The sequence below is a fragment of the Pseudoalteromonas sp. BZA4 genome, from assembly GCF_040104395.1.
In the GTDB taxonomy this organism is placed as follows: Bacteria; Pseudomonadota; Gammaproteobacteria; order Enterobacterales; family Alteromonadaceae; genus Pseudoalteromonas.
On the sequence record NZ_JBECOT010000016.1, the window covers coordinates 26222 to 38791 of the forward strand.

Annotated in this window: 14 protein-coding genes and 1 tRNA gene; all 15 read right to left on the reverse strand. The window is 39.0% G+C overall.

Annotated elements, in window-relative coordinates; all coding sequences use genetic code 11:
- Positions 1-6: 6 nt before the first annotated feature.
- The 15 genes from ABMY41_RS08950 to ABMY41_RS09020 all read right to left on the reverse strand — a co-directional run bounded on the left by ABMY41_RS08950 (position 7) and on the right by ABMY41_RS09020 (position 12248).
- Entirely contained in the window at positions 7-387 is a 381-nt protein-coding gene (locus tag ABMY41_RS08950; protein ID WP_349274521.1) for a hypothetical protein, read from the reverse strand.
- Positions 387-587 (reverse strand): AlpA family phage regulatory protein, encoded by a 201-nt coding sequence (locus tag ABMY41_RS08955; RefSeq protein ID WP_349274522.1) that lies wholly within the window; start codon positions 585-587, stop codon positions 387-389. Before ABMY41_RS08955 ends, ABMY41_RS08950 begins: the two co-directional genes overlap by 1 nt.
- A gap of 122 nt (positions 588-709) precedes the next feature.
- Entirely contained in the window at positions 710-1687 is a 978-nt protein-coding gene (locus ABMY41_RS08960) for a DUF6387 family protein (protein WP_349274523.1), read from the reverse strand.
- Between the two features lie 13 nt (positions 1688-1700).
- A complete protein-coding gene (locus tag ABMY41_RS08965) occupies positions 1701-2939 on the reverse strand; it encodes an integrase domain-containing protein (RefSeq protein WP_349274524.1) in 1239 nt (412 codons plus the stop codon).
- Between the two features lie 259 nt (positions 2940-3198).
- A tRNA-Arg gene (locus ABMY41_RS08970) sits at positions 3199-3273 on the reverse strand.
- A gap of 131 nt (positions 3274-3404) precedes the next feature.
- A complete protein-coding gene (locus tag ABMY41_RS08975) occupies positions 3405-4070 on the reverse strand; it encodes a FlgO family outer membrane protein (RefSeq protein WP_349274525.1) in 666 nt (221 codons plus the stop codon).
- 3 nt (positions 4071-4073) lie between these two features.
- Entirely contained in the window at positions 4074-4748 is a 675-nt protein-coding gene (locus tag ABMY41_RS08980) for a FlgO family outer membrane protein (protein WP_058586441.1), read from the reverse strand.
- 14 nt (positions 4749-4762) lie between these two features.
- On the reverse strand, positions 4763-5356 hold the full coding sequence (locus ABMY41_RS08985; protein ID WP_349274526.1) for a FlgO family outer membrane protein: 594 nt from the start codon (positions 5354-5356) through the stop codon (positions 4763-4765).
- A 54-nt stretch (positions 5357-5410) separates the two neighbouring features.
- Positions 5411-6013, reverse strand: a complete 603-nt coding sequence (locus ABMY41_RS08990) for an SPOR domain-containing protein (protein ID WP_217874752.1) — start codon at positions 6011-6013, stop codon at positions 5411-5413.
- Between the two features lie 13 nt (positions 6014-6026).
- On the reverse strand, positions 6027-8993 hold the full coding sequence (locus ABMY41_RS08995) for a hypothetical protein (RefSeq protein ID WP_349274527.1): 2967 nt from the start codon (positions 8991-8993) through the stop codon (positions 6027-6029).
- Positions 8994-9013: 20 nt separating this feature from the next.
- Entirely contained in the window at positions 9014-9805 is a 792-nt protein-coding gene (locus ABMY41_RS09000) for a fimbria/pilus periplasmic chaperone (protein ID WP_349274528.1), read from the reverse strand.
- Positions 9806-9813: 8 nt separating this feature from the next.
- On the reverse strand, positions 9814-10281 hold the full coding sequence (locus ABMY41_RS09005; protein WP_349274529.1) for a DUF4402 domain-containing protein: 468 nt from the start codon (positions 10279-10281) through the stop codon (positions 9814-9816).
- A 22-nt stretch (positions 10282-10303) separates the two neighbouring features.
- Positions 10304-10888 carry a DUF4402 domain-containing protein gene (locus ABMY41_RS09010; RefSeq protein ID WP_349274530.1) on the reverse strand — a complete coding sequence of 195 codons (585 nt, stop codon included), beginning with the start codon at positions 10886-10888 and terminating at the stop codon, positions 10304-10306.
- 111 nt (positions 10889-10999) lie between these two features.
- Positions 11000-11605 (reverse strand): SPOR domain-containing protein, encoded by a 606-nt coding sequence (locus ABMY41_RS09015; protein WP_349274531.1) that lies wholly within the window; start codon positions 11603-11605, stop codon positions 11000-11002.
- A 73-nt stretch (positions 11606-11678) separates the two neighbouring features.
- Positions 11679-12248 (reverse strand): SPOR domain-containing protein, encoded by a 570-nt coding sequence (locus ABMY41_RS09020; RefSeq protein WP_349274532.1) that lies wholly within the window; start codon positions 12246-12248, stop codon positions 11679-11681.
- Positions 12249-12570: the final 322 nt, after the last annotated feature.

Below are 12570 nucleotides of genomic sequence, written 5' to 3' on the forward strand. Positions count from 1 at the left end.
AGCCCCCTAGTTACCTAGGAGGTGATTTATTGGCTTTAAAAGCACAGCTTTTTGCTCAGGTGTGAACTCAGCTAATTTGCGTTTTGTACGGCTTTTATTTATCGCTTTTATGATGATTTCAGCAACATCTAAAGAGCTAAAGCTATATTTAAAATGACCGCCGATACCATCTGAATTAGGTATTTTTTCACGAGTAAATGTAAAACCATAATCACGCTCAAGATCTGTAAAGTAGTTTCTTCCACTCGATAAACCAGCATTATGTAAAATATCTAATTCTGTCGCACCTTCGGGGTGAGCAAGAATATATAAGTTAGCGCGCTCTGTTTTAGATTGCGGCTTTTTAGGAGCTGGGATTGCTGCTTGGTTACCGCTCACAGCACCCATTATGCCGTCCCTTTATTATGTTTTACACTTGGTAGGTTTTCGAGCCATTGCTGAACATCACATTCAAACCAACCAACCGAGTTTAAGCCTAGCTGCTTTCTAGAAGGAAACAGTCCTTCACGCTCTTTGCGCCAAATAGTTGCACGGCTTAAACCGGTCAACTTGGTTACTTCATGAATTCGTAAAATTTTATTGTTCATAGAAATTCGCCTTGTTTCGTTTTAGCTCAAGGCGAATGTTAGAGGTTAAGAAAAACTAACAAAGGGCAGTTTTAAAAGTTTTTTTTACCCCGCAAAAAAATAAAATAAAAATAGCCCCAAGTTTATTCATCTTTAAAGTCAAAGTTTGAAGCCATTACTTTATCTAGAAACCTAATGATTTTTCCCTTACCACTTTCTAGTAGCGTCTCGCCGCTTCCTCCTTCAGGAAACAGAAGTATGGATAATGTACTTTTTTTAATTTTCGCATCATTCTCAATTTCCCAAATAAATAAATCTAACAAGGGAATAATTCTAAACTCTATTAGTTTGCCTATCACTCTTGGAGTAGACACTTTTCTTTCAGGTTCAGGCACTCCTAAAAGCTCCCTCCACTCAACGAGTGACTTTTGAAAGTGAGCAACTAGTTCGGCATCACTAAAGCTTGCCAGATCGACTTTGCAAAGCGCATGACCACTTCTAAGATGTGAAGAGAAAGGCGCCTTTGAGCTTTTAACTGCTTTTGATAGGCTCTCTGCTTTTTTAAAGCTAGCCTTCGCCAACTCTTTAATTTTATCTACCTCTGATTCAAATTTTCGGCTTTTTATATCTTTAATTTCATCATTAAACTCACATGTGTCGATTAATAAATTTTTGTTTTCAAGAAACTCATAACTCCCAATAATACAACCTACACTTGCAAGCCAAATTTTATGCTCTCTCACATTGAAACGTATATCGTCATTAATTAAATCATGAGCAGGGCTAATCAAATCATACTGATACTTATCTAGCATATATTCTTTCGCTAGCTCTCTCATATAATCAACCTCTTTTGTATAGGCGCGAATACTTGGCTTTCCATCAAGAACCCTATTAATAAAAATTCTTAACAAACCTGTATCTTCAATCCCCATAGCAGTTTTTAAATTGATAGACCAACCAGAAGCAACACCTGAAAGATCACCTTGAAAAATCCTCTTTCGAATATCAAACTCTATGATCACATCTTGCTCGGACAGCTCTTCAATATATTTATAATTGTCGATGTTAAACCAAGCAATATCCCTGTCATTCGTATTGTTGATGTACTTCTTGCCCATGCTCCCCACCCTTTTAAACTACTTTCAAATGTTGGCTGCCAGTAACAGAGTAATTTCCCTTACTAGCCGCTTCAATATACTCAGACCACCAGCACATCATTTTTCGCCTGCGCTCTAGGTAATCGGTTCTATTATAAGCAGCGCGAACTTTGTTCTTATCTACATGCGCTAAAGCTGCTTCAATAACATCAGCATCAAAACCTTGCTCATTTAATGTGGTGCTTGCAAGCGCTCTTAACCCATGCGCAGTTTGCTTGCCAATTAAACCCATACGCCTTAGAGCCGCACCTAATGTTTCTCGGCTGAGGTGCTTTCGAGGGTCTTTATCTGCTGGAAAAACAAATTCTCGATGGCCGCTTATGGGTTTTAAATATTCAAGTAAAGCTAATGCCTGCGGTGTTAGTGGTACTGAATGGGGTTTTCGCTTTTTCATTCGCTTAGCAGGTATATTCCACTGTTTATTTTCAAAGTCTATTTCATGCCAAGCGGCTCCGGCAGCTTCACCAGGGCGAACCATGGTATGTAGTTGCCATTCAAATAAGCAACGTGTCATCAACTTAATATTAGCGCTATTCACTATGCTAATAAGTTTAGGAAGTTCCTGAGGTGTGAAGCTAGCCATGCTTTCATGCTTGGCAGAATCAAACGCTTTACTTATACCACTTAGGTTATTAGTTTGTATTCTGCCAGTATTAATAGCAAACTCCATAACCTCATTTACTCTGCGACAAATACGCCCAAGAATATCGAGCTTATCAGCTGCGGCTAGAGGCTTTAAGGTCTCAATTGCTTGTTGTGCCGATAACTTGCTAATGGGCACTTTCCCTAAAGAGGGAAACAAGTGGAGCTCAAAGCCTCTCCGTAAATTAAAAGCATATCGCGCGCTTACTTTTGGCTCTTTTAAGGCTATCCACTCTTTAACTACGGCTTCAAATGTACTTTTTGCTTCAGCAGCTTTATCGTTAGCAAATGCTTCTTTATGCTCTTTAGGATCTATGTCCTTTGCTAGTAAAGCTCTGGCCTCACTTCTGCTCGTGCGAGCATCAGACAAAGTTACATCTGAATACATGCCAAAACTAATTTGAGCTCTTTTTTTAGTGTAGGGTTTAGAGTAAGTAAATAACCACATTTTTGAGCCATTTGGCTTAACTCTTAAAGCAAGGCCTTTGCCATCAGATAAAAGATATTCCTTTTCTTTTGGCTTCGCTTTTTTTACTTGTGTGTCATTTAATGGGGTAACTAATTTAGGCATTTAACGCTCCACTGTCGAACAGGCAACCAGCGCTTAGAAAATAAGAAAAAACTAAAATTTCTTTTCTTTCTTTAAATTTCATCTGGTTACATATTTATGTTACACCAACAAGTCATCATTGGTTCGGTGTAACATCCAGTGTAACTAAAAAAATGAGCTATGGCGATACCCCTTGAAACACAATGACAGCCTATAAGCCTTTTAAAATAGCGCTTTACAGTTTTTTTGAATTACGATGAATTACAATGAAACAAGTAATTGGTAGCCCCTACAGGAATCGAACCTGTAACTGCCCCTTAGGAGGGGGCCGTTATATCCATTTAACTAAGAGGCCACTCAAAAGCTGAGGTAAAGCTTACAGCTTACAGCTTACAGCTTACAGAAAATTATAACGGTCTAAGGCTTTGGTAATCAAGAGAATAAACCAATCGACTTGTTAGTAAGTCGATTGGCACAATAATGAGGCTAGTTAACGCGAGCAGTTGCTGATTTGATTGACTCATTTTTTAGCACAAAATAAGGGATCACTTTTTGTGCGCTGGCAATAACCAGCTTTGAGTTTAAGTTAATTACTCGAGCATTCACTTCAACACCATTTGGGCGGTATATCAGCGTGCCTGTAAGTACATGGCTCGCGATGCGACGCTCGGCTAACGCTTCTACATCTCGCGACATCACAAAATCACCACGAGAGGTCACACTAATGATATCCATCGCTTTAAAATCAACAACGCCAAAGCCAAATTTTTGCAGCTGGTGCATCATTGTTTCAGAGAGTTGATTACCAAGTTGAGAGCTATTTTTTAGGCTCGCATCTAAATCAACAAAGCTAGTTATGGCTATTCCTAACTCGCTTTCTTGTTGCATGGTATCCACTAACTCAAGGGCCATTTGCTCGACATAATTAACAACGGTTTTATGATGTTGATAAGGCACAAATAAACGATGGTTAGCGTTATCCTGCTGCATATCATTTTGTTCAAGCGCTTGTAGCATAGCAACGTAATCGACTTGAGTATTTGCTGATGCAGGTACATTTTGAGCTGTATTTTGCGGCTCTGCTGATTGCTCTGGCAGCAATTGGCAGCCAGATAGTGCGAGCGTTAACGATGCTAAAATAAAACCTTTCATAGCTTACTCACTTGCTTGTTTTAGTGTAATACCATCACTGCGGTTGGTACTATCAAGGGCATCAACCACTGATTGCGGGATAAAACCTTGCGCGGACCCTACAACAGCTTTGCTTGCTAAACCAACAATTCGGGCATTAACGAGCACACCACTTTGATGATTAACCAAAGTACCTGCCAATACATAATTGAAGTTTTGATCTTGGCTTAGCTCTAAATAATCACGACTGAAAACATAGTCACCAGTTGGCGTGACACGCATATAATCAGTGGTTTTAAAATCAATGACAGGTACACCAAATGCGTGAAGCTCATGAATGAAACTTTCGGCAATTTGATTACCTAGCAAATTCGTTGAGTTGTAATCTGCATCAAGGTATATAAAGCTTGAAACAGCAACCGGCGTGCTATCGCTAACATATTGCAAGTTTTCAACAAGATCCTGCATGATGCCACGCACATAGTGATTAATATTTTTACGCGTTGGTGCTGCTGTAAAGGTGCTGTTATTCATCACCGCCTGATTGGTTTGAAACACACTGTCGTTACTATGTGGCGCGGCGACTTCTCTTTGCGCAGCTAACTGAGGATCATTATCGTGTTGTGTTACATCACCAGTTAACATTGATGAGCAACCAAAGCCAAAAGGCAAACATAAAGTTAAAATTAAACGTTTCATTAAATGAGTTCCTCTTAATATTCGCTTCGATACAACTGGCCATCACGTTGCTGAACTTTTTCAGCGCCCCACATTACATTGATAGGGATCTCAGTGCTTGCTGCTGACACAATTCGCAGATCTTTGGTATTCACTAATCGGGCATTTACTATGTAGGCATGTTGTTGCCGCGTCAGTGTGCCGGTAATAACAAAGTCAATATCCTGACGTTGACGTAAGGTATTTACATCACGACTAAGTACACTATCGGCCGATTGCTGCAAATTTAAAGTATTTTCTAATCGATACTCAATGGTATGAAAACCAAGCTGAGTAAATTGCGTTAATAAACTTTCTTGAATTTGCTGACTCAAGCCACTGCCCTGATCTTCTGCTAAATCAGTACCTAAGCCATCAGCCATATAAAAACTGGTCACAGCAATACGTGCATTGCCTTTGTAAGGGCCTTGAATACGGCTCAGCTGACTACTTAAATCAGCAACGTATTGATGCACCGTATAAGGTGCCATCGGCGATTTTGGGGTTTCTCTAGGGGGCGTTTTTTGTGGCTCTTCAGTTAAGCTACAACCCACCAACACTAAAAAAACGGAATAAAATAACAGACGCATAATTGCCATCCTCACTAAACTTAGTAAGTACAAAGCAATAATTATGCCTAAGTATTATTGTTGATGAGATAAATCAAGCGGATTCTGTACATAATGTGATACCAAGCATGCCACCCCGACTGATGCTAACTTTTTACAATCATTAGCTGCTTGCTGCTTTTGTTGATATGCACCAATTTTCAAACGATGAAAAGTGCTGCCGTTCACAGTTACTGACTCTACATTAGCAATAAACTGGCCATTAAATAGCGCCGGCGCTTGTTTTTTAATTTCAGCAAGGCGAGCTGTTAGTCGAGGTAATTCTGTTACGGAAGCAAGTTGTAGTGCAAATTTGGCTGTAGGCTCAGCTATAAACTGAGGTGCGGTTACGGATGACTGTTTAGTCTTTTCAGGCTCAGTTTGCTGCGCATTTAGCAAAGTAAGTTGTTCAGTGAGTAAGGTTAACTCACTTTCTATTGTCAGCAAGCGTTCAAGCTCTGGCTTCATCGCTTGGAATTGCTGATGCGACTGCCTCAGCTCTATAAGCTCTTGCTGGCTAATTTTTACTAAGTTTTCTTCACTCACTTGTGGCTCTGACATGCTTTGGCAACCAATGATAGGAGTAACCAGTAAGACTAACCGTACTTTCTTCAGATTTTGAAAAGTAGTAAAAACCATAATTTGCTCCTTGCTAGTGTTGAACATGCTGTTCTGTTACATGGCATTTAATTGCTTGTGATATTAGCTGCACACATTGCTGCTCAAGCTCGTTTGCAGACTGTGGGTCAAAGCCTATCGCAAGCGTGTAGTGTGCATTTGCTTTATCGTGTATATAAAAAGCGTTATGTAGCCCTTGCTGTAACAAACGCTGTTTCACCAATGAGTAATACACTTTTAAAATTTTCAGTGAATTAAACTTACCAATACTCGCTATATATCCTTGGCGCTTTTCGAGTGGTCGCAAAGTAATATCAACCCCCACCAGCACATCACCTTTAGGCGATAATTGTATTTTGTGTGTTTGAGCACTGGTCAGTGATTTTTGCTCTTGGTATTGCTTATCAACAACCGCTTTATACTTACCGGGTTTAATATCAGTAAACAAGTAATAGCCATCATAAGCCGCTTGCGTAGTAGCTACATCATTACCTTGTTCATCCACTAAAGTAATTTGGGCATAAGGTTGAACATTAGAGCCTTGCTCTGTTTGCTGATAAACAGTACCTTCTATTTCGCTGGCATTATTTACTGGGTAATCCATGTACTCAACAAAACCTGCTCGTGGTGTTATGGAGAAACCATCGTGGGCAGGGATCATAAAAGGGTCAGAAAAACTGTCACGATCGAGCACTATATCTGTTGTGCGATTAGCTGGCATAGCTGAAAGAATCGCAATACCTTGTTCATCGGTAATAGCTTGGCGATAATTTTGTAAGCCTTTTACTTTAACACCCGCCAAGCCTTTTTCATTGTAGTCTTTAAGGCCATTATCATTTTCATCTAAAAACACATTAACCATCAAGCTACCAGTATTGGTCAATGTTCGATTACTCATAAATGGCTGATTATATTGACTATCAAAACCAAAACTAAATCGACTATTTAAGCGAATTTGCCATTGTTCATTGCTGTCGTAATTGACATTACTGCTTAAGTTAATCCTGTCATTTTGCCACGTTAATCCTAATTCGGCAGACTGAACATCGTAATCTAGAGAATCCCTTAAAGTTAGTTCTGTTTGTAAGCTTGGGCCTAAACTTCTGCTAAACTCAGCTTCATAACTCACTATTTCACTAACCGGAGAGAGTCGATAATTAACCCCAAACCGACTATACACTCTACCTAGGCGTGTTTGTAAACGCGTCGTACCATCAACACTTTCTTGCCCAACACTTAAGTCTTGCCACTGCAATAAATTATTTATAGAGACGTTTGCATAGTTGTAATTTAAACGGTTATAAACTTGCTTTAAATCACCACTTTGTGCGTGTTGAATCAGAAAGTTATTCTGATAATTGAGCCGCCCAAAATCATTTTTCATCAGCTCACCAGACATATCAAACTGATAGCTTTTCAGCGTTATATCTCGACCATTCTGATTATCAGTACGGTTCGTTGCGCTGAATAGCAAAGACTGATCAGCCAATTTAGTTCTTGTTGTTAATTCAAATTCTCTTTGTTGTTGATTGTTTTCTTCATATTCCAGATTAACCAAAAACCTGTCTAACAAGCTAAGGTTCGTTCCTAGAGCAACATGATATAGCTCATCTTGCTCTCGTTTTTGCGCCATGAAGCCTGAATACATGGCAATGTTATCACTCACACCATATTGGTATCGCCCTGCAGCAACCCAGCCCTTGTTGGCACTGTAGTTACTGCTGCCAAGTAACTGCTCACCTTGCTCTGAAACAGAAAACTCATAAACAGCTTCCCCTTGCTCAAGCTGCGTGCCATCAATGTAGTAATACTCAGTTTTTCGCTCTACTTGTCCTTGTGGGCCATAAAAGATCAACTCAAAGCTGTTTTCACCAAACAGTAAATCAATATCAGCAAAAACATAGCGACCATCAGTCAAGCTCAGCTGCTGATCAATCAAAATGCCATTACGATATAATTCAACATCCCAACCTGGCTGTACTGCACCAGTTAGATTCACCCGATTATTATCAATAGCTTGCCCTAGTTGATAATTCGAAATTTTAACCCCGCGACCGTATTGGTTGTTATAACGGCTGCCAACTTGCGTAGCTGTGACATCACCTACTTCAATAAGACTTGCAGCAAGTGGACCTAATAATTGATTATTCACATCTTGCTTGGAGAAAGTTAGCCTTGAGTTATTCAATAAATCACTTTCACGACCCGATAAAAAGTATTCCATCGTTAAATATGCAAAATCTTGCGAGCCAAGTAATGAGTAACTAGCCTGACTGCCATCATTATCTTGGGTATAATTCAATTGTAAGTCAGCCACAGGGACAGATAAGGCCTGATATGGGCTTGGTTTCCAAGGTAAGGTTGCTTGTTTTTGAGTACTATAGCTTTGCAGTTGTTTTTTGTGACGCTGCGCTTGGGCGACAACCGGATAAACAGACTCAGTTTCAATATGTAGCTCTAAGCTTGCGTAGTCAGAGCGGTGCTTAAATTCTAAAGCCTCTGCAAGTACTGCTGCCTCAATATAAATATCATCGTCAACACTAATTTGTTGCTCAGTAAGCTGCCACTTTTTGTTATCTGTAATCAGCTCTTTTTGAGCTGTTAATTGAAAGGTTTTATTAGTGTTGATGAACCAACCTTCTGCCCTCTCGGCTGATAAATCGACATTGATTGCTAATTGTAAGATATCAACTAGCCCTGAAAGCCCCAACAATATGTCTTGATCAGACTTAAGGGCAAAAATCTCACCGAGGTAATTTTCATTTAAATAAATTGAAAATAGCAAAAACTCCCCAGTCGCAATTCGCTGCTGGGTGTCTAAGGTGTCTGCAGAATGATTGATAGCAGGTGTATGCTTTGATTGTGGAGCATGAAGCTGCTCGCCATTTAGCTTAGCCTTTATGGCATTGAGTCTAGCTAGTACATCCTCTGTACTCACAGTCGAATTAGCAAAGCTAATAGGGCTTAATAGCATAAGCCCTAACGCAAATAAGCGATTCATAAGTTTTTTCGCATTAATCCCTAATGTCGAATAGGCAATGTATATGAGCCAAAATCGACGCCTTCATACTCATCGGCACCTTGATATTTAAGCTCAATGTTCCCTTGTTTTGGCATCTGTTTACCAGAGAATAAATCTAACAATACAGTCGCTTGTTCAATTTCAGGGTATAAGCTTAGATTCCCGATTTCTGCGATTTTTTCTTGTTTACCTGCAGAGTTAGTAACATACGCGCTAAGTCGACCGTAACTACTAAAACCTTGTTCTTCTGTTAATTTAACGGCAATTTTTGGTTTTTTGTTTAGAGAATCTTCAACTATTTCTGCAGTTTGAAATGCAACTTTTGGTAGCTCACCTTGTTCACGATATATAACTGGAATACTAAAACTCAAAATCATGTTTACTTTAAGCCCAGCCTTAGCTGCTTTATCTTCATTTGGTAAGGCTTGAAATAGTAAATGAGAACGATATTCCCCTTTAGTCAAATTCTTAGGCTTTCTAATCGCTATTTTAACCGTTTGCCTTTCGCCCGGTGCTAAGCGAATTTGCTTTGGGGATAAACGCGTCATTGGTGAAAGGCTCCTTGCTACAGGCTCACTCAATGTTTGGTAACCACCTGCGGGGAGCGCTAATTTTTCGCTCCATACCACGCGATATGTTCTATATTCATCTGAACTATTAATGACGGTGACTTTTGCGCTACGTTGGCGCTCATCAAATGAAACTCGCGTTGGTGAAATAAGTAAATTTGCCGTTGCGTATTGACTGAATAAAACAAAAAAGAGTCCACATAAAAGACGTTTTGCGAACATATCTATCCTTAGTAATCGACTGATATTTCTAAATAAGTTGAAGAAGAGTAATGACCATCTGCGTATGCTTTAGCGCTACGATCTGTTGTTAAAATACCGCCAATAAATACTTTTGCCTCACCAAACTCATTGCTAATCACAAATTTGGGAAAACCATTTAGACGTACAGAAAATCCAGCACTTGTACTGCCATCTACATCATGTATTAGCTGAGCTGTAGAAAGTGGCTTTATCTCTAACTGAGTTCTGGCTGGTAAGCCAGTGAGTAATAACTCTGCTGGGCGGCCATTTTTAAGTACATAAATAGAGCCCTGTGTATTGATACTGCCATCATCTTTGACAATTACAGAGCTGATATTTGTATTAGCTAAAATAACCAGAGTGCCAAAATCAAGCGCTTGTTGCTCTGAGCTCGCTGCTTGTAGAGGCAAAGAGAAAACAGAAAATAGCACAGTGGCTAATAGCAAGAAGCGCATGATAAATTGCCCAAACTAATAATTAATAGGCAACTTCTAGTTGAAAAGTTCCTGTATACTCAACATCACGATAAGGCTCAGATGATGATGTATTTGCGGTAGATAAATTGGCACCAATGTTAAACTCAACACTGCCGTCAGCATCTGCTGTTAAATTTGGGCTGCCAGGAAGATAGTAAGCATTGGCATTTGGGCCAGAAGTAATAAAATATCTCCAACCATCAACAATAAAGTTTGGCTCATTTAAACCTTGCCCATCAGAAGCTAAAGTATTAGCAGTGGGATCAGTAATCGACAAACGCGCATTTGGCACCGCTTCCGATACCGTAAATGAAGCAGGAGACCCTTGCTCAATAATTGAAATAATCGCAGGAGATACATCTGTTCTTGTTGAAACAGGGCTTGCATCAGGTTCTGGGTTGATAGTTAAAACAGCTTGCGCAACACCTGAAGGATCGGCTACGGCACGAATAGTACCAAAATTTAGATCATTTCCTTTTGTTAAAACGACTGAGTTTTGAACCTTTACTGTTGCACTGAAAGATTCAGTAGTGGCATAAGCAGAAAATGCTAATGAGCATGCAATTAGAGAAAGAGGTAATTTCATATTAAGTCCTTATAATTAAATGGCTAAGCCATTTTTCTGTATCTTAAGCTTTATCGACCTCTAGAACAAATACTTTAAGATTAATTTCCTAATTTTTAAGAGGAAAGATGCTTAAAGCATCTCTCCAATAAATGGTGCCGTCACACAGGTTTGCCCCATTCTTTTGGCTATCTCACAAAATGCAGTAGCCTGAGTATAATTTGCAAATGGACCAGCCCTTAACCCATACAAGGTTACGCCTTTTTGCTCTCGTGTTTTAAAACGAAAATCAAGGCCATTTAAAACAGCAGGATAATCACGTTTGAGCTTTAAGACCTGATAACTAACTTTTTTCGGTGTTAAATATAAACCTAATTGCACACCCGCTTCAACCGCTTTGTTTGCTGCAATAATCGCCTCAAGTGAGTCTGTTGATGATGCTTTCAGTACTTGCGTTTGTTCGCTTTGATGAATAATCACATCATTTTGTGGCTCTGCTGATTGCAGCGCAGTTAAATCACTATTAGCTGATAGCACTTCGATTAACAACGCAAGGTCTTTTTCCATGGCTGAAAGGCGCTCAATGCTCGGCTGTTGATTTTGCCACTCGGCAGCAAATTGCTGTACTTGCTGCTCAGTATAAGCTGGCTGAGTTTGCTCTTGGCTCATCATACATGCTGTCAAAGCAGTTAAGCTGATGGTTATCAGTAGATATTTAGAGAAAATAGAAAAATGCATGGTGACGTCAATTCTAAAAAACAGACTTAAATCTTAGCAATAAAAATGCCACCTTTAGAGTGAATATTTGACGCTAAAAATAAACTCGGTTGTCAGTGTAGTTGCTTACCCAGCAATCAATGCCTTGTCGTTTAATCGCTTCACAATCGGCTTTCGCATTTTTTAAATACTTATAACGGCCAAACTTAAGACGATAATAAGTATGCTCATTTACTTGTGCTACTTCAACATTGAGTATCGGTTTACCTTGAAAGATGCTTGGAGCACGCTTAACCATTTTTTTAAATGAATAAGCCAGGCCTTGTTCAGATCCAACAGACATAAGCTGTAAAGCAAAACTATAACTATGATTAGAAAGCTCAGCCTTTGCCGATGACTCTGGCACAGAGCTAAATTTTTTATCTGAAGTCTGCTTAACAGTTTTAACTGATGAATAGTTTGTGCTTACCCTATCTGGGCTCGCTTGCATTTGCACATGATAAGTACTTGGCTGATTGAACGATTTATTAAAAAGGTTGGGAAAATCTAAGTTTAGAGTTTGATTTTCAAGAAAATAATGCCAAGGATTATTACTACAGCCAGATACAGCTAGTAACACCACTAGGTATAAACTGTAACGTAAAGACTTTAAGTAGCATTTCATAATCAGGATTCTTTAAAGTACCATTAAAAAACAACTTCTTATCCAAAGAAGAGCACACTGTTAGTACTTACCTGTACATCAACACTTAATAAGATAATTTGAGATATAAAACATAACCACTAACAAATTAACGTTTCGACTATAATTTTTTATTTTAGTTCTGAATTGAAAAAACTTAAGATGAAACAATTAATTTACATTCAATAGTAACAATGAGTTAAGACAAAGGTATATCAGAAAAATCCTTTATTGGGTAATAATCGGCAATTGTAAGGTTTATGTAAATAATAAAAAAGTGCCATATAGGCACTTTTTTACATAA